Genomic DNA, 22,306 nt, shown 5'->3' with positions numbered 1-22,306 from the left:
CTCCCGATTTCTTCGTTTCAAAATCTAATGCAATGATGTTTTATCATATTGCAATCTGAAACATACATTTTGTCCAAAGACATGCTGATTCATTTATAATCAATTATTATTGAAAGTTGATTTATTAATAACTATTGGTTTATGACTATGCTCAATCCTATTTGGTTAAACACTTTTAAAACATTAGTCGATATTGGGCACTTTACTAAAACGGCTGAGTTACTTCATATGACGCAACCTGGGGTAAGCCAGCACATAAATAAACTAGAAGCTGCCTGCGGTTATCCTTTGATAAAGAGATTTAACAAGAAATTTGAGTTAACAATCTATGGGCGGAAAGTTTACGATTATGCTGTCAAACACTTTGAAGAAGAGTTTGAGTTATTACAGAATTTGGCACACGACGAACCTTTCCGTGGTCGCTGTACTATAGGCTGTTCGGGGACTTTCGCGTGGCTGATTTATTCACAATTACTTTCTTTGCAAGTGAGCTATCCAGGCTTATCCATTGAGTTAGAAGCAATGCCAAACCATCGTATATTTGAGCAGATATTGCAGGGGAAACTGGATATAGGTCTAGTGACAAAAGAACCTAACCCTAAATATTTCGCGAGCCGTATTGTTGGTGCGGAGTGTCTTGCTCTTGTATTGCCACTGTCCGCAGACGAAAGCTTGCCTATAAATGACTTGTTAATAGAATTGGGAGTCGTTCGTCATCCAGATTTCGCTCACTACTTCCAAACATATGTCAATCAAGCGAACAATGATTTGCTTCGTCTAGTCGATTTGGAAGATGTTCCGACGCAAAGCTATATTAACCAAGTGCACCAAATATTAGTTCCTATAGCTAAAGGGATTGGTTTTACAGTGGTTCCTCGATGGTGCGTTAACTTGTTCGCGGATAAAGAGCAGCTAAAAATATTCAACATTACCGAAGATATACAAGAACCTGTTTACTTGGTTAGCAAACTTAATTCACCTCTTGCTAGGCGTTATGAGCAAGTCATTGACGTTATTAATCACTCTTTTAAGGCTGTTTGACTTGATTGAACCTCACATAAGCAGATGATATTGGCATTAAAGCTTCATAGCTGACCTTGCAATAGAAACCAAAAAGGGCTGGTTGTGCTACCTGCCCTTGAAATTTTATTAATGCATCACAGATCGACTATTCGTAATCAGAGGCATAAGTTTCTTCGTATGAGTGCGAGTAAAGCTCAAATAGGTTGCCAAATGGGTCTTCTAGATAAACCATTTTAGCGAGCTTGTTATCATCTTCTGGATGGTAACGCATGATATCCATACGCGCTTTACCGCCATATTGTTCAATGCGCTTAATCGCGCCTTCAAAGTCGTCGGTTTGTAGACAGAAGTGGAAGATACCAAGGCGAGAGAAGTCTACTTCGTGGCGCTCTTCGCGCTCTTTCATTTCAAACAGTTCAACGCCAATACCATCAGTTGTTACTAGATGTGCAATATTGAAACCTTTGAAACCCTCACCAAAAACAGCAATACACATGCGGCCAATCGCTGACTCTCGCTCTTCAATAACTTGTGTATTATTCATAACGATTTTTAAACCCAAAGCTTGAGTGTAGAACTCAACAGCTTTATCCATATCGCCAACCATAATACCGACGTGATTCATTTTCATAATTCGCTCCTAATACCTTTGATTTTTTGGCTTCGTTTCGATAGATCGGAGTATATGGAGATTGATGGATTAAATAAAATTATCATTAATTATAAAAATGATAAATTATAATTATAATCGAAACGCAAGATGTCACCGTGTTAGAACCAATACAAATGGCGATAGTAGAAAATGATAATTTTCCGTATCTAAGCCAATCCGTGACAGGCTAATTTAGAAAAATCGTTCACTTCAGATTTGGCCACACATTTGCGAGTGAGCTAAGTGGTATCGGATATTCAACGGCTCCTCATCCATTGAGTTGAAGAAAAATCTCTTATTAAGGGATTCTTAAGTTACGTCCGTTATTTTTGTTTACAGAGTAAGCAAAAAGGAAATGCCGATGAAAACCATACGCTCAGCATCTGATCTGCAATTGGCCGTAATTGATCCTTCTCATCCTCGCTGGTCGGAAGCCATACACCTTGTGCGCGAGCGTTATCAGCAAGCGTTTGATGCACGCCTTATTACTTTTATGCCTGCTTATTTAGCTTTGCTTGATCATGACGAAATGAAATCCGTATGTGGTTTTCGCGTAGCGCAGCAAGAGCCTCTATTTCTCGAACAATACCTTGACCAACCTGCCGATGAAATTTTATCGCAGCGTTTTGATTGCCGAGTATCCCGAAGTGCTTTGATTGAATTTGGCCAACTGGCCTCTTTTGGTCGTGGTTTATCGGCGCTGCACTTTACTTTGATCGCTCAACAGCTGGTTGATTTAGGATATGAATGGTGCGTTTTTACAGCAACGGATCCACTGCATGCTTTGATGCGTCGATTTGGTTTACAACCGACATTGATCGCGAAAGCGTCAGCATCTTGCATTCCTAACGCCAACCAAATTTGGGGCAGTTATTACCAACACAGCCCTCGAATTTTAGCGGGAAATTTGGCGCAGGGGCTGGCGTTGCTCAACCGATTTCATTTAAACCAGAAACAAGCGTGAGGCCTTTGCTATGAACCGAATTTTATCGGCGCTTCATCAACATGCGCAGCAAAAGCCAGATAGCATTGCCTTCATTGGGCACAATGCCAAACAAGAAAAGATAGCGCTGAGCTATCAACAGCTCTTAGAAAAAGTGGAAGCCACAGCACGCACATTGTGCCAGTGGCAGGTTCAGCGTATTGCATTAAAAGCTGAAAATAGTTTGGATTGGGTGATCATCGACCTTGCGGCCATGCACGCAAAAATAGTGCTCGTTCCTGTACCTACTTTCTTTAGCAAGGCACAGGTTGAACACTTACTGTATGAATCGGGTGTTGATGTTTGCTTAGGTGATTGGTCAACGCTAGGTGAACCTTTCTCAACGCTCAGCCATCTACCTGCTTTTGTCTATTTGGCGAATCCATCAGCACAGGTGTTGCCTTTGACGCAAAAAATCACCTTTACGTCTGGGTCCACCGGAACGCCGAAAGGGGTGTGTTTGAGTGACGAAAACATGCAAGCGGTCACGCTGGCGATCGCAGAGAAAATGTCCGCGCAAGTTGAGCGTCACCTCGTGATGCTGCCTCTCTCAACCTTGTTAGAAAACATCACGGGTGTGTATGTTCCTTTGGTTCTGGGTGTGACATCAACAGTCGTCTGTGGCAGCGAAGTAGGTTTGACCGGTTCTAGCCAGTTCTGTGGTGCAACGTTCGCACTCGCACTACAACAGTTTCAGCCGTCAAGCTTGGTGCTAACGCCTGCGCTATTGCTGGCATTAATTGAAGTCGTCAAGCAGAGCCCAGCTCTTGCGCTGCCTTTACGCTGGGTTGCCGTGGGCGGGGCGCGAGTGGCTCCCCAATTAATTGACGCAGCTCGCCAGCTCGGCATTCCCGCTTTTGAAGGGTATGGTTTGTCTGAAAGTGCTTCGGTCGTGAGTATGAATACACCCCAACAAAATAAGCCGGGGTCGTGCGGACAGGTGCTGTCTCATCTTCAGGTTTCGCTGGCACAAGATGGCGAATTGTTAGTTAAAGGCAACACGGCTTTGGGGTATTTAGGTGAGCTGTTTAGCCACGAGTGGTTGTCAACTGGCGATATGGCCACAATCGATGATGAGGGTTTTTTAACCATCATCGGGCGTAAAAAGAACCTCATCATCACCAGTTTTGGGCGTAACGTGGCCCCTGAATGGATTGAATCTCAAGCATTGGCTTTGATTGCACACCATCGATTTGTGGTGGTGGGCGACGGGCAGGCAGGCCTCACGGCCGTCAGTGACAGTCCTTTACCTGATCTTGTTACGCGCGTGCAACAGCTCAATAGCGTGTTGCCCGATTACGCACACATCACGCAGCTTTGGTTGGTGAGCGATATTCACTGCTGGCAAAAGTGGCTGACCGCTAATGGTCGCCCAAAACGCTTAGCTATTGAAAACGCACTGCAAGAGGCTCGCTTGGCGTGCCACACCACTAATCCACAGACGGTTTTTATCTCTATTCCTTCCTTCTATTCAATGGCTGAGGAGCTTTAAAATGAGCAAATTTTTCCATATTTTAAAAACACAAACTGAGCCAGCACAGCAGCAGATGTTGCAAGCTCCGGTATTTGATGCCTGCGCAAGAGGAGAGATCAGCCTAGAGATGTATATTCGTTTTCTCACTCAAGCTTATCACCATGTTAAACATACGGTGCCACTGCTGATGGCATGTGGCAGCCGCTTAGGCGATGAATATGAGTGGGTACGAACGGCGATTGCCGAGTACATCGATGAAGAAAAAGGCCACCAAGAGTGGATCTTGAACGATATTAAAGCGTGCGGTGGTGATGTGGACGCAGTGCGTCATAATGAGGGCGCAGGGCGCGTCAGCGCTTCCATCGAACTCATGGTGGCGTATCTCTATCACCAGATTGATCGCGCCAACCCGTTGAGCTTATTTGGTATGGTGTGGGTACTTGAAGGAACCAGTGTGGGTGTCGGTGGGAATATCGCACGGTTAGTCAAACAGCGTTTGGAGCTTCCTGATGCGGCGATGACCTATCTCACTTCGCACAGTGAACTTGACCAAGGGCACATCCGCTTTTTTGAATCGTTAATGAACAACATTCAGTGTGTATCCGATCAAGAGGCCATCATCCGCTCTGCAAACATGGTGTTTGATCTGTATGGGCAGATGCTGCGAGAACTACCGCTTCCTTGCGAGTCAATGGTGCATGCAGGTTCGCAAGATTTAGCTTCGCAAGGTGTAAGGTCGCAATATGGATCTTAATCATCGACATGTTTTACTCACTGGCGCTTCCGGTGGTATTGGGCAACGCATCGCATTGCTGCTTGCTAAGCAAGGAGCCAGTCTAGTTCTGGTGGCTCGTGATGGTCAAAAACTCGAGCAACTTCGGCAAACGCTACCCATGCCTGAGAAGCATCTGATTTTGAGTGCAGATTTAAGCACAGAGTCAGGAATAGAGCAGATCAACACCTTCATTCAGCGCTTTTTTATGGGCCAGAAACGAATCAGTGTGGTGATCAATAATGCGGGCATTAACCAGTTTCGCTTATTAGCCAGACGAACCGCAGTTTCAGTGCAACAGGAGCTGCATTTGAATTTACTTGCTCCGATGCAACTGACTCAATCGGCGATACATTGGTTGAATAAACCGGGGATTATTTTAAATATTGGCTCAAGTTTAGGGGCTATTGGTTACCCAGGTTATGCCACGTACTGCGCTACCAAAGCAGGGTTGCACCGTTTTAGTGAAGCGATGCAGCGTGAGCTTGAGGGGACGGGTATCAAGGTACTTTACCTAGCGCCGCGAGCGACCAATACCGAGCTGAATAATGACACGGTGAACCAGTTCAACCAAGCCGTAGGCAACCACTGTGATGAGCCAGAGGTTGTTGCCCAACATGTGCTTAGTATGCTCGAAAGCGAATCAACAACTCGCTGGATTGGCTGGCCTGAAAAAGTGTTGGTGCGATTAAATCAACTATGGCCTGCAGTGATTTCGTCGGCAATTAAAAAGCAGCAAGCGACCATTCTTGCCTTTTTGAACCGTTAAAGCGTGATAATTCAAGGAGAACAACATATGAAAACTGTGTTTAAATGGGCCAGTGCATTGGTCATCTTTGCGGTAAGCACGACACCCGCTTTTGCGATCACCCCTTTAGCTCAGGTTCAATCTGATTGGGCCAAATGCCAATACAAAATGAAGTCGAGCGATGATCAAGAACGTTGTTTTGAACGTGTCATTATGCGTAACACATTAGAGATGAAATCAAGTAATAGTCCAGAACTCAAAGTGTGGCTTGCCATCAATAAATCCTCATTAGCGGGCGTAAAAGGTGGGTTGGGTGCGCTATCTTTAGTGAAAGAGGCGAAATTATTGTACGAAGAGGTTATCGATCAAGCGCCTAATACCTTAGATGGCTCGGCTTTCACAAGTTTAGGCACCTTATATTACAAAGTGCCCGGCTGGCCAGTGGCTTTTGGCGACGACGTTAAAGCGGAAGAGTTGCTGCAAAGAGCACTGCTGATTAACCCGACAGGAATTGATGCCAACTATTTTTACGGTGATTTTCTTGCCGAGCAAGGCAGAACCGATGAAGCAAGAAAGTACCTGTTGCAAGCACAACAAGCACCAGCAAGGCCACAAAGAGCGATTGCCGATGCTGGGCGTCAGCAAGAAATTGCTCTTTTGTTGGAGAATTTAAAATAACGTATGCGTTTATTATTAGTCGAAGATGACAAACAACTGGGCGAGTCAATGCAGGTGGCGTTGACTCGCCAAGGTTATACGGTGGATTGGTTAGAAAAAGGTGGCGGCGTGGCGTGTGCGCTCAAAACTGAACAATTTTCGGCGGTGATCTTGGATTTAACCTTACCGGATATGGATGGTCTTGAGGTGTTGCGTGGCATTAGAAACGCTGGTTATTCGCTGCCTGTGATGATCCTAACGGCGCGTGATGATATTAGCGATCGCGTCAAAGGGTTAGATGGTGGAGCCGATGAATACATAGGTAAACCCTTTGCGCTAGAAGAGCTACTGGCACGTCTACGGCTTATCATTCGTCGCAGCTCGGGCAGCGCCGAGGCTCTGATTTCGATTGGTGATCTGAGCCTCTCTCTTTCCAAGCAGGAGATTGAATATCGTCAGCAACCCCTCAAACTGACGCGTAATGAATATAAAATTCTCGCCAGTTTGATCACTCAAGCAGGGCGAGTGATGAGCAAAGAGCTATTGCAACAAGCGCTTCATGGCTGGGACGAAGGCAGCAGTGACAACGCTATCGAAGTTCACATTCATAACTTGCGTAAAAAAATGCCAGAAAATGTCATCAAAAATATCCGTGGTGTGGGGTATATGATTGAAAAATAAAAAAGTCTTTTCGATTAAACGTCGTTTAACACAGTCGGCTGTATGGTTAAGCGGTAGTTTACTGCTTATTTCTCTCTACTTCAGTTTTTCTACGGCACATCATGAAATTGGAGAAGTCTACGATGCGCGCTTAGGTCAATCAGCAAAATTACTGTTGATGGCGACTTCTGTCTCTATAAAAGAAGGAGACAATGCCGATCTTCATCAACAGTTTGATCAGTGGATGCAAAGCATTGAACGTCTTTCGCAAGCCAACAAGGAGATGGCAACGCAGTATGGTCACCCTTATGAGCGGTACATTCTGTTTCAGTTTTATCGAGATGGTCAGTTGATGTACAGCTCTGATAGCCAGCAACCCGCCTTTAGCACTAATGCCAGCAATGATGGATTTGGCAGTGTCACCATTGATGGCCAAACATGGCGTTATTTTCAATTGGCGCAACCTCATCCTGATCGCGGCTCTGAATACATTCTCGTTGCGGAAAAACAGAGTATTCGTGATGAAATGGTCAATGAAATTGCACTGTCGACCGCATTGCCGCAATTGATCCTGATCCCATGCGTTATCTTGGTGCTGGTGATGCTTATTGGCCGAAGTTTCAAACCACTGCAAGAGCTAAAATCGGCGATTGCCATTCGCAGTGTCCACAAGTTGGATCGCATTTACGTCACAGAACAAACCACCGAACTTTCACCATTAGTGGAGACTCTCAACCAACTGTTGGCTCAATTAGAATTGGCTTGGCAGCGAGAGAAGCGCTTTACGCGTATGGCCGCTCATGAACTTAAAACACCACTGACGGTATTGAGATTAAATGCCGAAAACGCCATGCTCAGCCAGAATGAGCAGCAACTGAAATATGATCTGGACATGATTCTTAAGGGTATTGAGCGTACTGACCGCCTTATTCATCAGTTGTTGATGTTAGCCAAAGTCGAAAGCACTATGGAGTTGTCATCACAAACGGTCGATCTCTCAGTCTCTATTAAGCAAGTTATCGCAGACCTTGCGCCGTTAGCGTTAAAGCACGACCAACAATTGAGCTTTGAAGGGCAGAGTTTGTCGGTTCAAGGCGACGAGCTATTACTCGGCGTGTTGTTTAAAAACTTAATCGATAATGCGATGCGCTATTCTGGCGTACACAGTCACATTGATATTACGTTGCATGGCGATGATCAGTTTATTCAAGTGAATGTGACTGATAGCGGCCCCAACATCACGAACGAAGCCCGAGAAAAAATATTTGATAACTTTTATCGAGCTAACAGTGAAAAAGGCGATGGGGCAGGGCTTGGAATGTCGATTTGCCGTGATATCGCCGCGCTGCATAATGCCACCGTCGAGTTGCTGCCGAGACACAACGACAGCAACATCTTCAGGGTTTGTTTTCATCTAAGTTAACGGATCTCTTCTGTTTTTATCCATACTCTTTAGCGGCATGGCGCAAAAATATCTTGCGCTTTCTCGTATGCATTGGTTGATACATCCATAATGCCAAGTAAAGAGTGAAAGAGATTACTGTGAGCATAGGGCTGAGTGGCTGTTTGACGTAAACAGGTTTGATTCACGCCTTTCGTACGGGCGAATTCGTCAGATAACCAGACTAAAAGCGGTACTTGAGTTTGATAATCGGGTGCTAGGCTGTACGGCATACCATGTAAGAACAGTCCATTTTCTCCCAGCGATTCCCCATGGTCGGAGACATAAATCAATGCGGTGTTGTATTGAGCTTGCAGTGACTTTAGCTTTTCAATCAGCTGCGCCAAAACAAAATCTGTGTAACGAATAGTGTTGTCGTAAGTATTCACTATCTGCTCAACGCTGCAATTTTCAATATCCGCTCTTGGGCAATCAGGTTGATATTTCGCCATGTCTTTAGGATTAGCGCTTAAAGTAGGTTGGTCCGTGACTTCCAATAATGTGCATGAAAATCATTCGGTTACCAGTTTGGTTGGCAATTTCTTCATCTAAGTTGTCTAGCATTGTGACGTCATAACAAGTGCTGCCGTCACATCGGCCTTCTCGCGCAGTTTTATCCAGCTCTTTCTGCGGAATATTTTTCGCGACGCCTTTATCGCCTCCATCATTCTCTTTCCATAAGAGGTCGACGCCTGCGCGCTGCAAGATATCGAGGACGTTGTCTTGGTTATCCGCTTTGGTACGATCAAAATTATGACGATCCATATTGGAAAATAAACAAGGTACAGAGACCGCTGTCGCAGTACCACAAGAGGCGACATCACTGAAAAATATAGGCTGATAAGGCGCGGTATAAGCATTGGTATCACGTGTGTAGCCGTAGTATTGGTAATTTTGTGCGCGAGCTGTTTCTCCTAGCACAAATAAGACTAAGGTTGGTTTTTCTGCATCACGGCTATGGGTAGTTTTCGGTTGCTGCTGCGCATCAGCGCCGATAATTTGATACACCACGGGCTCGGTAAAATAACGGTCTTTCACAAGACCATAAGCGCTATAGACAAAGTGAGTGGGGATGATCATTTTCTTGAGGTAACTATTGTTGCGTCCAACCGACGAATAGTTCTGATAATACAGCGCCGCAATAATGACGATGCCGAGTAAAGAGAGCAATATTGATAGCGCTTTATAGCCTAAAAAGCGGGAAATGGATTTTTCTACTTTAAGTGGCGAAAGCAGTAATAGAGCGGCAGGGAGGATGCCCAACGCTGAGATCCAGACAATGGAATAGAGACTGACATAAGAGCCTGCCTCACTGCTATTGGTTTCAACGACATTGATCAACATGTCTCGGTCGACAATCGTGCCGTAATTGTAACTCGCATAACTCACCACAGCAGAAAGGATGAGTAAGACCGCAAAAAAAGGTTTTAGAAAATAAGGCCACGAAAACAGTTGGAAAATAACGTTCAGCGCCAAAAAGAAAAAAATCGGTATTGAGAACGCAAACCCCCAATTGAACTGCTCAGCAGCCGAAAAAATCTGTGCCAATTTGGCATAAATAGGGATGTTGAGTACCAAGCTGAAATAGAGAGCAAGCAACAAGGTAATACTTGCGTATGAGAAGCGAGGATTTTTCATTGTGGGTTCCATAACATGCGGTTCTACTATAAACGTTATGATAACTATAAAGAACTTTTCTTAATAAAGACTTAAGAAACTTAATTAGTTGGGTAATATGTGATATGCGTCTTATTGCGCTTGGTTGGTAATTTCTTCGTGCTTTGTTGAACGTTAAAAGTGGTGGCGTATCACACTATTGCCGTTCGTCTTTAGGAGAGTCCATTACCACCATGGTGGTGATCGATTTCACCGTTAAGCACTCACCAAGCACATCGGCGTGAAAACGTTTATAGGCGCTGAGATCTTTGCTTTCGACACGCAGCAAATATTCGTTCATCCCGGTAATGTTGTGGCATTCGACCACCTCCTTGGCGTAGCGCACATGTTCTTCGAAACTGAGCTGCGCTTTTTTCGTATGGCTGTTTAAGCCAATTGCCACATAAGCGACAAACCCGACATCAAGTTGGGTTTTATTTAAGACCGCTCGATAGCCTTTAATGATCTGCTTACGCTCGAGATCCTGCACGCGGCGCAACGTGGCGGAGGGCGATAAGCCGATGCGTTCAGCCAGCTCGACATTCGAGACTCGGCCATCAAGTTGTAGCTCTTGCAATATTCTCTCGTCAAATCTGTCCATGGCTTATTTTTATTGCTCAATATTAGTGGTATTGACCAATATAAGCACAATATTGCCAGCCGATACCATTATTATTTGTTCATCATTATTAAATAGAGAAAGAAGATGGATTACACACAATGGTGGCCACTGGTGGCTTTTGCTTTTGTTTCGACCTTTTCACCGGGTCCAAACAACATCATGCTGATGACATCTGGTGCAAATGTGGGCTTTATGCGCACTATTCCGCACATGCTTGGTGTAACGTTTGGTTTTAGCATTATGGTGCTATTGGTTGGTGTTGGGTTAACGGGTTTATTCCATCGTTATCCTATGTTGCAACAAGGCTTGCAAATTGCCTGCACCATTTATTTGGTCTATTTGGCGATAAAAATTGCGCTGAGTAATCCTTCGCAGGGAGAGAAGCAGTATCAACCGATGTCATTTGTTTCGGCTGTACTGTTTCAATGGGTCAACCCCAAAGGTTGGTCGATGGCGCTGACTGCAGTGAGTGTATTTAACCAAAGTGCGAGCTGGGCGCAGTTAATGCTGATTTCATTGGTGTTTGCTTTGGTGAACATTCCATCGGTCAGTGTTTGGACTGCGGCGGGTAAACAGTTGAGCCACTGGATGAATCACCCAAGTTATGTCCGCTGGTTTAACGGCGCGATGGGCGCGTTGCTGCTACTGTCCGTTGTTCCTATGTTGTAGAGATTTGGTGAGACGTTGCTGTGTGGGAGCATTATCAACGCAGCAAAAGAAAGTGGGTACTGAGCGACCCACTTTGTTTATCTAGTTTGCCTGATATTAACCGTTCGCTATATTGCCCATAAAATTAACGCCAATATTTGCGGTGAGAGTATGCGCAGGCACATCACTAACGGATAGACAGTGGCGTATGCCAACGCAGAAGCGCCACTGCTCTCGTGCAGCGCATTCGCAAAAGCAAGAGCGGGTGGATCGGTCATCGAGCCTGCTAGCATGCCACAGATGGTGAGATAGTTAATATGGCCTAAAACACGAGCCAGTATTCCGACAGTGATCAATGGAATACCCGTGATTAACATGCCGTAGCCCATCCAACTGACGCCATCGCCTTGCACTAAGGTTTCAACAAAATTACCCCCAGATTTTAACCCGACTACGGCTAAAAACAGCACAATACCAATTTCTCGTAGAGCAAGGTTCGCGCTGGGCGGCATAAACCAATACATTTTGCCAATGCTGCCGATACGCGCCAAAACAAGTGCGACAATCAGCGGTCCTCCAGCTAAGCCGAGCTTAATGGCGGCGGGGAATCCCGGTAGATAAAACGGAATAGATCCGAGTAATACCCCAAGTCCAATCCCAACGAAGACTGGTAGCATCTGCACATGCTGTAATTTTTGGTGCGCGTTACCGACCATGCCACTGACCGCTTCAATCGCTTCTTGACGCCCGACTAAATTGAGAATGTCGCCAAACTGCAAGGTAGATTGGCTGGTTGGGATAAGCTCAACCCCGGCACGGTTTAAACGCGAAACGACGACGTCGTATTTCTCTTTTAAATCCAGATCGCGCAGCTTTTTACCAAGCACAATCTCGTTGGTGACGACTAAGCGCTGTACTCGCAGCTCCGTGCCGCGTGTCGAAAGTGATGCATCGACCTCTTCGCCAATCACCAAGCGTGCTTTTTCTAACGCTTTTTTATCGCCGACCAGATGAAGCAAATCATTCACTTCAACTCGTGAATCGGGTTTGGGTACGGAAAGGTGTTCACCACGTTTGAGGCGCGAGCACACAATATCGCCATCACTGAGCGCGGGAATGTCTTTTAAGAGCAGGCCATTTAAGTTGGGGTTTTTAATCGCAACGTTAATGGTGTGCAAGCTCTCTTTTTTGTGGCCGTTGTGGATCTCAAACTCTTCGGCTTCGGCGTCAACACTGACACGAAAGGCAATTCTGAGCAGCCACATGGTAAGCAAAATACCGCATATGCCAAAGGGGTAAGCAATCGCATAACCCATACCCGTCAGGTCAAGCATGTTCTCTTGGCCACCTAGCTCAGTCAGGATTTGTTGCCCCGCGCCTAATGATGGCGTATTGGTGACTGCACCGGAGAATACACCAAGAATAACGGGTAAAGGCACATCAAACAGATAGTAAAGCGCGACCGTCACCACACAGCCCAGCAACACAATCAGTGCGGCAAAGGCGTTGAGTTTTAGTCCTGAGCTTCGAAGTGAAGAGAAAAAACCGGGTCCGACTTGTATACCAATGGTGTACACAAATAGGATAAGGCCGAACTCTTGAATAAAATGCAACGTATTGTAGTCAAGAACCACACCCCACATGCCTGTAAAGTGGCCGACGAGAATGCCGCCAAACAGCACCCCACCGATCCCTAAACCAACACCGTAGACGCGCCAATTCCCTATCCACAAACCTAGCACAGCTACCAGCGAGAGAATGCTGATAGAAAGTGCAATGTCACTCATGATGAGTCTCCTGAACAATTAAAAAACGGCTGGTGGGCAAGCTTAATGAACGGCAGGGGTAGGCGTAAGAACTCGGTTAGTGGTTATGTCTACAGCTGGAGGGTTCAAATACGGCATTGAGAAGTCACCTAGTGAAATGAACTCTCGATGTCGTTTTGTGGTTGCCCTGAACTTATGACCAGTAATACTGTAATGAACTACAAATGTTAACTATAGGTATGCAAATTTGTGCACCGGAACGAATATTAAATTTCTCAGATAACTAATTGTTAGATAAGAGTTAAATTTATCCATTTCCTGTGCGTTGCTCACCACTATTTTTATCGAGAAAATAGCCCATACCGCGTTTAGTTTTAATCAGTGCTGATGAGAAAGGGTCATCAATTTTTTTGCGTAGACGACGCATATACACATCGACTACGTTGGTTAGGGGATCTTGATGGAGACCCCAAACATTAGCAAGAATCCGTTCTCGGCTAAAAATATGACCGGGTTTATGCATCAATAGCTCTAATATGGAGAGTTCTTTGGCGGTTAACTCAATGGCTTGCCCTGCCCGTGTTACGGCCATGGTTGATAAGCAGAGCGTTAAGTCTGCAATGTGTAGAGTGGGCATTGGCGCAGAGTCAGAATGTCGACGTTGCAGCGCATCTAGGCGAGCCAGTAACTCTTCAAAATGAAAAGGTTTTGCCAGATAATCATCCGCACCAATGCGTAGGCCCCGAACCCGTTCTTCAACTTCGCCCAGTGCAGAAAGCATCAAAATTCGCACATCAATACCGGCTTCACGTATTTGCTGACAAAGAGTTAATCCATCGGTGTGCGGAAGCATTCGATCTAAAATTAAAATATCGGGCTCGCCGCTTATGAGTGTTTCAAGTGCGTATTGCCCATCATTTAGTCGCTGAATGTGGTGACCTTCTGCTTTGAGCCCTCGCTCAATAAAGTTGGCAATTCTGGCATCATCTTCAATTAAAAGAATTCTCATGATTCTTCCTCTTCCAGTTCAAAGGTAAGTGTAACGGTTGTGCCTTGAGCCAGTTGGCTTTGGAATGCGATGGTTCCGCGTTGCTGTTGCACAATGTTATAAGCCAGCGTTAAACCAATCCCCAAGCCATCAGGGCGATAGCGTTTGCCGTTCTCGGACCGAAAATAGCGTTGGAAAATCTGTGCGAGGTCCTCTTGGTCAATGCCAATACCGTGATCTTGCAATTGAAGATGAAATTGCTGGGGCTCAACTAGCAGAGTGAGCGTAATAGGCTGGTGATGTGGATCATAGCGCAATGCATTATCGACGATAATTCGCACGGTCATCAGTAGCTTATCTAAATCAGTATGAAAGATCCGAGCTTGCCAGTTTGCCTGTTGTGGGTGAAGGCATTCAAGTTGCACTTGATGCGCGTGAGTTAAAAGGGTGGCTTGTCTCGTCACCGACTGCCATAGGTTCTCTAAGGTGATAGGGCTAAGAGCCGGTTGAAACAGCTTTTCATCTTGACGGATCAGCAGCAATAAATCGTCGATCCGGTAGGAAAGGTGGGTTGCCGATTCATTGATACGCTGTAGCGTTTGTCGATACTCTTCATCACTATTTTGACGACTGCGAAGGGTAATTTGCGCTTCTCCTAAAATGGCCGTTGCGGGAGTACGCAATTCATGGCTGACGTTCGCAAAAAACTCTTTCTGCTGGCGTTTAGCTTGCTCCAATGTTTCGAGTGCATTGGCGAGTTCTTGGGTGCGTGCAGTAACTTCTCGCTCAATGAGTTGACGCGAAGCGATCTCTTTTTGCTGCACATTTTCAAGGCTTTGTGCCATGTGATTAAAATGCTGCGCTAGGGTTCTGAGCTCACTTGGTCCGCTGACCGATACTCGATGGTTAAGATGGCCTTGTTCTAAAGCTGAAGTGCTTTTTACCAGTTCCGCTAACGGTTTGGATAAGGTGCGTAGTAACCAGCCTCCGAGTAGCAAGCCAAAGACTACCCCCAGTGATGATAAGGTTAGAATGACATTTTCTACATCAGATAATGATTTCATCGCTGCCGCTTCATAGCGTGCAGTACGTTGTTTCTGTAGAGAAATAGCTTGATTCAGCAGCTGGCGTAGGTCGGTATTATCCACTTTATCAAAGGTGTCACTGAGTAAAAGCCAGCGATCATTATTGTCTGTGATTTTTGCGATTTCCCAGGATCGAAGCGCTGTTTTTAATCGTCCAAAGTTAGTTTCAAAGAGAGAAATGACTTTTATTTGCTGAGTGATTTCGGCAAAGTCTTGGTTGGTGATACCGTGTTGTTGTGCTTGCTCGGTTAGCAAATAGAGCTCGCTGAGCAAATCTTCAATCTTTGAAAAGCGCATGTCTCGTTTGAGCGTGCTGCCATCTTTCGTCAATAAATACTCGGCAAGCCAAATTTTCAACTGCTGTTTTTCCGTGCTCAACTGCATAAAGCTTTGCAAGATTTGATTGGAGATCTGTCCGCGCTGAATGTGCTCATTAGCGACGTTATTTGACCATAAAGCGGTGCCAGCTTGGGCTAAGATTAGGGTGAGCAACAGAGCCAGTACGAGAGATAATTGATAACGAAACATAATGATCGCCGCATAAATTCAATAGGTGAGCAGAGTAAGCGATCCGTTGGTATTGGGTAAAGAATATTCATCTGAAGTTAATCTAAGCGCATGGTTTAGGTTCATCGAGAGGCCGTAAATTACTCCCATCAACCACATTACTCCCATCAACTAGATAATTAGATAAGGCCTTCATCATGCAACGTACACATAAAAGAATTTCTATTTCAGCATTATTACTCTGCGGGTTGTTACCGCTATCCGCTCAAGCTTCTAACGTATTAGTTAATAACAACATTAACCACCAAGAGGTGCTTGATGCCCAGCAAGCTTGGGGAGAAGCGTTAATCAAGATCAGCCAGACTTATGAACAAAAAGGTCATGCTGAAGCGAAGAAATTGGCACAGCAAGTGTTAGACCAAGCGTATGGCTATCAACAAGGTGCGGTGCTTTTCAAACCTACGCTTGCCAGTGGGGAGCAAACTTTTCGTACAGAAGCGGACGGAGCACTATCGTATTTTGTCGGCAGTGATAAGCAATACCCACAAGATTCTGGCTTTGCACTAAAAGGTTGGAAGGAGTATAGCTTTGATAACGCAGCAGTCTACATCAACGGTGATGTGGCCTTAACCATGGGGCACGTTAAGCTCATCGACAATAAAGGAAAGCAAACCGTGGTGGATAAAAGCTGGGCATTTAAGAAAGATGAACAGGGCCAACTGCGAATTGTTCTGCACCATTCATCACTGCCTTTTCAACCTTAATTGAGGGGAAAGCTTTTAGATGTGGGTGATGGTAATACACCCACATCGCAGGTTTTGCAGTAGTGCCAGTTAAACGCCAGCACGCTTGAGCAGGCCAGCCATCAATGGCGAGCTTGAACGAACCTGTTTTGATTTGTTCTGTAATGTTTTAGCCAACGTCGGGTTATTGATGCTTTTGGCAATGTAGGCCATTGAATGATAGAAATCTCCTGCAGATTTCATTTTATTGGCGTCATTTAATGGCGCTAACAGTTGCACCATGGTTGTGCCACTCATTGCTTGTTGGGTGGCGTACTCTTGTACTGCATCGAGTAGAAGATCGAGATCGACCATCGCTTCGGCACTTTCCACACCATGTTTTTTCATCTCTTTGCGGTTACGTTTACGCATTTGCTTAATGACAAAGGCCGGTTTGTTGAGCTTTTTAAAAGCAAAGTAACCAAGAACGACTGCAAGCACGACACCGCCCGCCACATAACCCCAAATAGAACCGGAAGATTCAACAACAGGCTTTAGGGTTTCAACGGTATATTCAACGGTAGTGGGTGTATCAGACATTATTATTTCCTTAGAATGCAGCTTCAAAATCAGAAGCTATTAATTAATCTGGCAGGGGGAAAAGCGCCTTGCGATGAATCAAAGATCCATGAAAAGGAGAGCTTCTGCCTCACATTACTCTCTTTTTGGGGTGAGGAGGCAAGAAAGCAAGTCCATTTTAGGGATTATTAATGAGTTTGTTGATAATTGTGCGAGTTGGTCACACAAATTACGCCATTGCCTCTGTGTGTATGAGCTTAGCGAGGTGATATAAAGATTGAAATGCACAGTCGTCATGAGGTTTAATGTTACGGTAACATTCAGTTGGAAAACAGAATAAAAATGAGCAGTATGCAACGTAAAACTAGGCCTACCCTGCAAGATATCGCAGACCGCGTGGGTGTGACGAAAATGACCGTTTCCCGTTTTCTACGCGACCCCAATTCGGTCGCATTGGCAACCCAAGAAAAAATTGCCGCAGTGATTGAAGAATTAGGTTATATACAAAATCGCGCCCCGGCGATGTTGTCGAAATCGTCAAGTAAGGCGATTGGTATTCTTCTGCCTTCCTTGTCAAACCAAGTGTTTGCCAATTTAGTTCAAGGGATTGAGTCGGTAACCAAAGCAAGAGGTTACGATACACTTATTGCCCACTTTGGTTATAACGTACAAGAGGAGGAGGAGAAAATTGCCTCGTTGCTGTCGTATCAAGTCGATGGTCTTATTTTGACCGAAACGCACCACTCCGAACGTACCATTCAAATGCTAAAAGCGGCGGGTGTGCCAGTGGTTGAAACGATGGAGCTGCCAGACAAGCCGATCAATATGGCGGTGGGGTTGGATCACGAACAGGCCTCGTATCATGTGGTGACGCAGATGATTGATAGTGGCAAACAGCATATTGCCTATCTCGGTGCGCGTCTTGATACTCGAACGCAGTTGCGGATGAATGGCTATGATCGTGCAATGCAAGGTGCAGGCTTAACCGCAGTTCATATCCTAACTCAAGAGCATTCAAGTTTTACTCTCGGCGGTGATTTACTCGAACAAGCCCTAGAAGAGAGGCCAGAGATCAATGGCATCTTCTGTACTAATGATGACATTGCAATTGGTGCCATGATGAAGTGTGCACATCGAGGGCTGAAGATTCCTCAAGATATTGCAATCGTGGGGTATAACGCGCTCGATATAGGTCAAGCGATTTCGCCAAAGCTAACCAGTGTAGAAACGCCTCGGTTTGAGATTGGCAAGAAAAGTGCTGAGCTATTATTGTCCGCACTGGCTGGTGAAGTGATTGAGCAGAAAGTGTTCGACTTAGGCTTTAGTGTCACCGATGGCGAGAGCCTGTAGTCAGCTTGTTATTCAGCCATTGAAGTGGTTGGGTTTGTCACTTCAATGGCTACATCAAGCTCATGTTGTATCAATTAGGGTAGAGGAACGAAGCCCCTTGATTGGCGGCAGAGACATTATCTCGGCACACTTTAAACAGATCGCGCCCCCAAGTTTGCTGTGTGAGCTCAGTATCACAGGTGGCGATATCGCGGCCTTCGGTTGGCGTTAAGTTCTCTAATCGGCCTGTCACCGCATCGACGCGGATCCTATCTCCCTCTTCAATAAGCGCAATTGCGCCGCCTCTTAATGCTTCCGGTGAGACGTGAATAGCCGCAGGAATTTTACCAGAAGCGCCGGACAAACGACCATCGGTCACTAACGCAACCTGATAGCCCGCTTTTTGTAAGTTGCCCAAAATCGGCATCAACTTATGCAGCTCAGGCATGCCATTGGCTGCTGGCCCATTGAAGCGGACTACAACTACGCAATCTTGATTGAGCTCGCCGCGTTGATACGCCTGCTCAACCTGATGCTGGCAAGCAAACACTTTGGCGGGCGCTTCAACAATGCGATGTTGCTCAGCCACGGCAGAGACTTTGATCACCGCTTGCCCAAGGTTACCCGATAACACTTTAATGCCACCAGAGCGCTGAAATACCTTATCAGGCAGGGCGATTACCGAGGGGTTTTTAGTTTGAGTACACGCTTGCCACTCTAACGTATGGCCCACTAATTGCGGTGATTTTAGCTGATCTGCAAATTCACCAAACACGGGTTTTACGTCGCTGTGAAGTAACTGCGCTTGATTCAGACGCGTCATCAACATGGGCACGCCGCCTGCGAGCTCAAATTCATTGATATCAGCCGAACCATTGGGGTAAACATTCACCACAAGAGGAACGACGTCAGACAGATCACTGATATCTTGCCAAGTCAGCACAATACCCGCCGCGCGAGCAACAGCCAGTAAATGAATGGTATGGTTTGAACTGCCACCAGAGGCGAGCAAAGCCACTAGGCCATTGACTACGCTTTTTTCTGTCACCACCTCATAAAGTGGACGGAAATGCGCCGTGCCATCGCTCATGGCGGCAAGGCGGATTGCGGCATGTTGCGTCAATGCAAGGCGCAATGGGGAAAAGGGAGCGACAAACGCTGACCCTGCCAGCATTAAACCCATCGCCTCAAACACTAATTGGTTGGTATTGGCAGTGCCGTAGAAAGTGCAAGTGCCCGGGGAGTGATACGAAGCGCACTCCATATTCAGCAGCGCGCTATCATCAACCAAACCTGCCGCGTGTTTTTGGCGAACATCGACTTTCTCATCATTAGTAATGCCAGTGGACATTGGCCCAGCGGGAATAAAAGCCGTTGGTAGGTGCGCAAACGCCAGCGCGCCCATCAGTTGCCCGGGCGCAATTTTATCGCAAATACCGAGCAGTAATGTGCCATCAAACATATTGTGGCTGAGTGAAAGTGCCGTGGCTTGTGCAATCAAATCGCGTGAGAACAACGACATATCCATGCCCGCTTGGCCTTGCGTTACGCCATCACACATCGCAGGAACGCCGCCAGCAACTTGAGCCGTGTGGCCAAATGGGGCGAGCACTTTTTTGATTTGCTCAGGGTAATCTTTATACACTTGGTGCGCGCTAAGCATGTCGTTGTATGCTGTGATAATGGCTAAGTTAGAACGCGTTAAATCGAGAATGTGCGCTTTTTCTTGAGAGCAAGAGGCGGCGACGGCGTGAGCCAAATTACCACAAGAAAGTGATGCTTTACCCTTGCCACTGTGCTGCTGTGCCTTGGCGCGGTTGAGAAACTCATCACGCAAAGTACGGCTGCGCTGAATAATTCGTTCGGTGACGGCTGTGATGGTTGGGTTTAAGGCTGTACTCATGCTGACACCTTTTGACCATCTAAAGTGAGCTCGCGCAATGCCACTAGGGCGCGCTCTACAACCTCATCAATATCCGTATCGATATCAACGATAGCGACTTTCACTTCGTTGTCGGGGCGCTCTAGCGTATTGAACTGGCTTTCCACCATGTTCGCTTTCATAAAGTGGCCTTTACGCGCTTGCATGCGCTTCATGATTAAATCAAAACTGCCATCGAGAAAGAGAAAGGTCACATTTTGGTTACCGTCACGGATTTGATCGCGGTAGGTTTTTTTCAACGCAGAGCAAACAATCACGCCGTGCTCATTTTTACTCTCTAAGCTAAAAGCCGCGTCACGGATGCGCTCTAACCAAGGTTTGCGATCGTCATCATTTAGCGGCTCTCCGCCTGCCATTTTGAGAATATTGGCTTTTGGATGAAGGTCGTCACCGTCGATGAATTTCGCCCCTAATTTCTGGGCCAGTTTCGCGCCTACAGTGCTTTTTCCGCAGGCGCATACGCCCATTACAATAATGCTACTACCAGTCATACGGACTCCTTGAGTGGTATTCTGAGCTGGATCTCATTTTTTAAATTCACTTGGAAATATGACTTTATCTTATCCATGTTATCGGTAACATGTTACCCGTAACTTAGAGATTTGTGAACTGAAACACAAACAAAACAATACGTGATATAAGGTGAAGAACATGGAATTGATGACTCAAAGCAGTAACCCTGCTTACCTATTAGCAATCGCGGGATGTGCGATTGCAGCACTACTGATTTTAATCATGAAGTTGAAGATACACGCCTTCGCTTCATTAACCTTAGTCAGCCTTGGCACTGCAATTGCCACCGGCGTTGCGGCGGAAAAAGTGGTCCCAACCATGATGTCTGGTTTTGGTGGAACCCTAGCCTCCGTTGCTTTGCTGGTCGGCTTAGGTGCGATGATTGGCAAAATTTTAGAAGTGACGGGCGGTGCTAAAGTGCTGGCCGATACCTTGATAGGCCGCTTTGGTGAAGAAAAAGCGCCGTTTGCACTGGGTATTGCTTCATTACTGTTTGGTTTTCCCATCTTCTTTGATGCGGGATTGATCGTGATGATGCCGATCATCTTTAGTGTAGCGAAGCGCTTTGGTGGCTCACCATTGAAATACGCGCTGCCTTCAGCCGGTGCTTTTGCCGTGATGCATGCTTTTGTGCCGCCTCATCCTGGGCCAGTTGCGGCTTCAGAGCTTTTAGGTGCTGATCTTGGTCTGTTGCTGATTGTTGGTATCTTGGTCGCGATTCCTACTTGGTATTTTGGCGCTTACCTCTTTGGCCTGTATGCGGGTAAGAAATTTGATATTCCACTCTCTAAAGCGTTTTTTAATACCGAGCAAATTATTGATGAAAATAAATTGCCAAAATTTGCCACGGTATTAGCAATTTTAGTGATGCCTGTGCTGCTCATTTTTATGGATACAGGTCTTAATACCCTTGCGGTAGCAGGCGTGATTGACGGTAAAGCGCCATTGGTTGAATTCTTACGCATGTTGGGTAAAACCCCGGTGGCCCTGTTGCTGACTCTGCTAACTTGTTTACTGGTGTTTGCCAAAGATTTTGGAATGAACAAGCTGGAAAAACTGTGCAGTGACTCGTTAGCGCCTATCTGTGCGGTAATTCTTGTGACAGGTGCGGGCGGTATGTTTGGTGGTGTGTTGCGCGCCAGTGGCATTGGCCAAGCATTGGCTGACGTGTTATCCGATACAGGCATGCCTATCATAGTCGCGGCATTTGTGATCGCAACTTGCTTACGTGTGGCGCAAGGTTCTGCCACCGTGGCATTAACCACCACCGCCGCTTTGATTGCGCCAATTGTGGCACAAACCACCGGTTTGAGTGAGTTGGATTTATGTTTTATCGTGATTGCGATTGCTGGTGGAGCAACGGTACTATCTCACTTTAATGACTCAGGCTTCTGGCTGGTTTCTCGCTTGATGGAAATGGATGAGAAAACCACACTCAAAACTTGGACTGTGATGGAAACACTGCTTGGTAGCATCGCGTTTGTGATTGTCGCTGTCCTAAGCTTCTTATTATAAAAAGCGTTTTACTATAAGGTTATGA

General features: G+C 45.9%; 20 protein-coding genes and 1 pseudogene. 12 read left to right on the top strand and 9 right to left on the bottom strand.

Annotated features, from left to right (window positions below):
* The first annotated feature begins 141 nt into the window (after positions 1-141).
* Positions 142-1,041: a LysR family transcriptional regulator gene (locus AACQ17_RS12035; protein WP_094146839.1), complete on the top strand. Its 900-nt coding sequence runs from the start codon at positions 142-144 to the stop codon at positions 1,039-1,041.
* A 127-nt stretch (positions 1,042-1,168) separates the two neighbouring features.
* On the opposite strand, the gene AACQ17_RS12030 is transcribed toward AACQ17_RS12035, so the two are convergent.
* Positions 1,169-1,654, bottom strand: coding sequence for a VOC family protein (locus tag AACQ17_RS12030; RefSeq protein WP_047687889.1), 486 nt, complete (start codon positions 1,652-1,654; stop codon positions 1,169-1,171).
* 376 nt (positions 1,655-2,030) lie between these two features.
* Here AACQ17_RS12030 and AACQ17_RS12025 point away from each other — a divergent pair, with 376 nt between their 5' ends.
* Genes AACQ17_RS12025 through AACQ17_RS11995 form a run of 7 tightly spaced genes read left to right on the top strand, consistent with a single transcriptional unit; the run spans position 2,031 to position 8,391 of the window.
* A complete protein-coding gene (locus AACQ17_RS12025) occupies positions 2,031-2,639 on the top strand; it encodes a thermostable hemolysin (protein ID WP_094147553.1) in 609 nt (202 codons plus the stop codon).
* A 10-nt stretch (positions 2,640-2,649) separates the two neighbouring features.
* Complete coding sequence (locus AACQ17_RS12020; protein ID WP_094147554.1) at positions 2,650-4,149, top strand: AMP-binding protein; 1,500 nt, start codon at positions 2,650-2,652, stop codon at positions 4,147-4,149.
* A 1-nt stretch (position 4,150) separates the two neighbouring features.
* Entirely contained in the window at positions 4,151-4,885 is a 735-nt protein-coding gene (locus tag AACQ17_RS12015; protein ID WP_013856451.1) for a TenA family transcriptional regulator, read from the top strand.
* Positions 4,875-5,672, top strand: coding sequence for an SDR family oxidoreductase (locus tag AACQ17_RS12010; protein ID WP_017047061.1), 798 nt, complete (start codon positions 4,875-4,877; stop codon positions 5,670-5,672). Before AACQ17_RS12015 ends, AACQ17_RS12010 begins: the two co-directional genes overlap by 11 nt.
* Positions 5,673-5,699: 27 nt before the next feature.
* Complete coding sequence (locus AACQ17_RS12005; RefSeq protein ID WP_050990508.1) at positions 5,700-6,329, top strand: tetratricopeptide repeat protein; 630 nt, start codon at positions 5,700-5,702, stop codon at positions 6,327-6,329.
* A gap of 3 nt (positions 6,330-6,332) precedes the next feature.
* Positions 6,333-6,989 (top strand): response regulator, encoded by a 657-nt coding sequence (locus AACQ17_RS12000; RefSeq protein ID WP_013856454.1) that lies wholly within the window; start codon positions 6,333-6,335, stop codon positions 6,987-6,989.
* Complete coding sequence (locus tag AACQ17_RS11995; protein ID WP_017047058.1) at positions 6,979-8,391, top strand: ATP-binding protein; 1,413 nt, start codon at positions 6,979-6,981, stop codon at positions 8,389-8,391. The genes AACQ17_RS12000 and AACQ17_RS11995 overlap by 11 nt, the downstream gene beginning before the upstream one ends.
* 29 nt (positions 8,392-8,420) lie before the next feature.
* Here AACQ17_RS11995 and AACQ17_RS11990 read toward each other — a convergent pair.
* Together AACQ17_RS11990 and AACQ17_RS11985 are read right to left on the bottom strand one after the other, a co-directional pair.
* Positions 8,421-10,059: pseudogene (locus AACQ17_RS11990) on the bottom strand (phosphoethanolamine transferase).
* Between the two features lie 163 nt (positions 10,060-10,222).
* Positions 10,223-10,666 carry an Lrp/AsnC family transcriptional regulator gene (locus tag AACQ17_RS11985; RefSeq protein WP_019280913.1) on the bottom strand — a complete coding sequence of 148 codons (444 nt, stop codon included), beginning with the start codon at positions 10,664-10,666 and terminating at the stop codon, positions 10,223-10,225.
* Positions 10,667-10,771: 105 nt separating this feature from the next.
* On the opposite strand from AACQ17_RS11985, the gene AACQ17_RS11980 reads away from it, so the two are divergent.
* On the top strand, positions 10,772-11,356 hold the full coding sequence (locus AACQ17_RS11980) for a LysE family translocator (RefSeq protein ID WP_013856459.1): 585 nt from the start codon (positions 10,772-10,774) through the stop codon (positions 11,354-11,356).
* A gap of 107 nt (positions 11,357-11,463) precedes the next feature.
* Here AACQ17_RS11980 and AACQ17_RS11975 read toward each other — a convergent pair whose 3' ends face one another.
* From AACQ17_RS11975 to AACQ17_RS11965, 3 genes are all read right to left on the bottom strand, one after another.
* Entirely contained in the window at positions 11,464-13,122 is a 1,659-nt protein-coding gene (locus tag AACQ17_RS11975) for a putative transporter (RefSeq protein ID WP_026027818.1), read from the bottom strand.
* A 286-nt stretch (positions 13,123-13,408) separates the two neighbouring features.
* Positions 13,409-14,110 (bottom strand): response regulator transcription factor, encoded by a 702-nt coding sequence (locus AACQ17_RS11970; protein WP_013856461.1) that lies wholly within the window; start codon positions 14,108-14,110, stop codon positions 13,409-13,411.
* Positions 14,107-15,702: a sensor histidine kinase gene (locus tag AACQ17_RS11965; RefSeq protein WP_094147483.1), complete on the bottom strand. Its 1,596-nt coding sequence runs from the start codon at positions 15,700-15,702 to the stop codon at positions 14,107-14,109. The genes AACQ17_RS11970 and AACQ17_RS11965 overlap by 4 nt, the downstream gene beginning before the upstream one ends.
* Positions 15,703-15,878: 176 nt before the next feature.
* Between AACQ17_RS11965 and AACQ17_RS11960 the strand changes: the two genes are divergently transcribed.
* Positions 15,879-16,445 carry a phosphoribosyl-AMP cyclohydrolase gene (locus AACQ17_RS11960; protein WP_094147482.1) on the top strand — a complete coding sequence of 189 codons (567 nt, stop codon included), beginning with the start codon at positions 15,879-15,881 and terminating at the stop codon, positions 16,443-16,445.
* 69 nt (positions 16,446-16,514) lie between these two features.
* Here the strand turns inward: AACQ17_RS11960 and AACQ17_RS11955 are convergent, their stop codons facing one another.
* Entirely contained in the window at positions 16,515-17,003 is a 489-nt protein-coding gene (locus tag AACQ17_RS11955) for a hypothetical protein (protein ID WP_010319103.1), read from the bottom strand.
* 321 nt (positions 17,004-17,324) lie between these two features.
* On the opposite strand from AACQ17_RS11955, the gene AACQ17_RS11950 reads away from it, so the two are divergent.
* On the top strand, positions 17,325-18,332 hold the full coding sequence (locus tag AACQ17_RS11950; RefSeq protein ID WP_094147481.1) for a substrate-binding domain-containing protein: 1,008 nt from the start codon (positions 17,325-17,327) through the stop codon (positions 18,330-18,332).
* A 70-nt stretch (positions 18,333-18,402) separates the two neighbouring features.
* Here AACQ17_RS11950 and edd read toward each other — a convergent pair whose 3' ends face one another.
* Together edd and AACQ17_RS11940 are read right to left on the bottom strand one after the other, a co-directional pair.
* Positions 18,403-20,214, bottom strand: coding sequence for a phosphogluconate dehydratase (gene edd / locus AACQ17_RS11945; RefSeq protein WP_094147480.1), 1,812 nt, complete (start codon positions 20,212-20,214; stop codon positions 18,403-18,405).
* Positions 20,211-20,744: a gluconokinase gene (locus AACQ17_RS11940; protein WP_013856467.1), complete on the bottom strand. Its 534-nt coding sequence runs from the start codon at positions 20,742-20,744 to the stop codon at positions 20,211-20,213. The genes edd and AACQ17_RS11940 overlap by 4 nt, the downstream gene beginning before the upstream one ends.
* A gap of 160 nt (positions 20,745-20,904) precedes the next feature.
* On the opposite strand from AACQ17_RS11940, the gene AACQ17_RS11935 reads away from it, so the two are divergent.
* Positions 20,905-22,281, top strand: a complete 1,377-nt coding sequence (locus AACQ17_RS11935) for a GntP family permease (RefSeq protein ID WP_094142984.1) — start codon at positions 20,905-20,907, stop codon at positions 22,279-22,281.
* Positions 22,282-22,306 lie beyond the last annotated feature (25 nt).

Origin of the sequence: Vibrio sp. V10_P2A27P122, from assembly GCF_963874335.1 — a bacterium.
GTDB classification, from domain to species: domain Bacteria; phylum Pseudomonadota; class Gammaproteobacteria; order Enterobacterales; family Vibrionaceae; genus Vibrio; species Vibrio anguillarum.
Note: the sequence above shows the minus strand (reverse complement) of the source record. Positions and strands in the feature narration are given on the sequence as shown.

Excerpts from the sequence above, each read along its gene's own strand:
- AACQ17_RS11960 (WP_094147482.1), top strand. The coding sequence starts at position 15,879 with ATGCAACGTACACATAAAAGAATTTCTATTTCAGCATTATTACTCTGC.
- AACQ17_RS11940 (WP_013856467.1), bottom strand. The coding sequence starts at position 20,744 with ATGACTGGTAGTAGCATTATTGTAATGGGCGTATGCGCCTGCGGAAAA.
- edd (WP_094147480.1), bottom strand. The coding sequence starts at position 20,214 with ATGAGTACAGCCTTAAACCCAACCATCACAGCCGTCACCGAACGAATT.
- AACQ17_RS11935 (WP_094142984.1), top strand. The coding sequence starts at position 20,905 with ATGGAATTGATGACTCAAAGCAGTAACCCTGCTTACCTATTAGCAATC.
- AACQ17_RS12020 (WP_094147554.1), top strand. The coding sequence starts at position 2,650 with ATGAACCGAATTTTATCGGCGCTTCATCAACATGCGCAGCAAAAGCCA.
- AACQ17_RS11955 (WP_010319103.1), bottom strand. The coding sequence starts at position 17,003 with ATGTCTGATACACCCACTACCGTTGAATATACCGTTGAAACCCTAAAG.
- AACQ17_RS11975 (WP_026027818.1), bottom strand. The coding sequence starts at position 13,122 with ATGAGTGACATTGCACTTTCTATCAGCATTCTCTCGCTGGTAGCTGTG.
- AACQ17_RS11950 (WP_094147481.1), top strand. The coding sequence starts at position 17,325 with ATGAGCAGTATGCAACGTAAAACTAGGCCTACCCTGCAAGATATCGCA.
- AACQ17_RS12035 (WP_094146839.1), top strand. The coding sequence starts at position 142 with ATGACTATGCTCAATCCTATTTGGTTAAACACTTTTAAAACATTAGTC.
- AACQ17_RS12030 (WP_047687889.1), bottom strand. The coding sequence starts at position 1,654 with ATGAAAATGAATCACGTCGGTATTATGGTTGGCGATATGGATAAAGCT.
- AACQ17_RS12015 (WP_013856451.1), top strand. The coding sequence starts at position 4,151 with ATGAGCAAATTTTTCCATATTTTAAAAACACAAACTGAGCCAGCACAG.
- AACQ17_RS11985 (WP_019280913.1), bottom strand. The coding sequence starts at position 10,666 with ATGGACAGATTTGACGAGAGAATATTGCAAGAGCTACAACTTGATGGC.
- AACQ17_RS12010 (WP_017047061.1), top strand. The coding sequence starts at position 4,875 with ATGGATCTTAATCATCGACATGTTTTACTCACTGGCGCTTCCGGTGGT.
- AACQ17_RS11980 (WP_013856459.1), top strand. The coding sequence starts at position 10,772 with ATGGATTACACACAATGGTGGCCACTGGTGGCTTTTGCTTTTGTTTCG.
- AACQ17_RS11965 (WP_094147483.1), bottom strand. The coding sequence starts at position 15,702 with ATGTTTCGTTATCAATTATCTCTCGTACTGGCTCTGTTGCTCACCCTA.
- AACQ17_RS12025 (WP_094147553.1), top strand. The coding sequence starts at position 2,031 with ATGCCGATGAAAACCATACGCTCAGCATCTGATCTGCAATTGGCCGTA.
- AACQ17_RS12005 (WP_050990508.1), top strand. The coding sequence starts at position 5,700 with ATGAAAACTGTGTTTAAATGGGCCAGTGCATTGGTCATCTTTGCGGTA.
- AACQ17_RS12000 (WP_013856454.1), top strand. The coding sequence starts at position 6,333 with ATGCGTTTATTATTAGTCGAAGATGACAAACAACTGGGCGAGTCAATG.
- AACQ17_RS11970 (WP_013856461.1), bottom strand. The coding sequence starts at position 14,110 with ATGAGAATTCTTTTAATTGAAGATGATGCCAGAATTGCCAACTTTATT.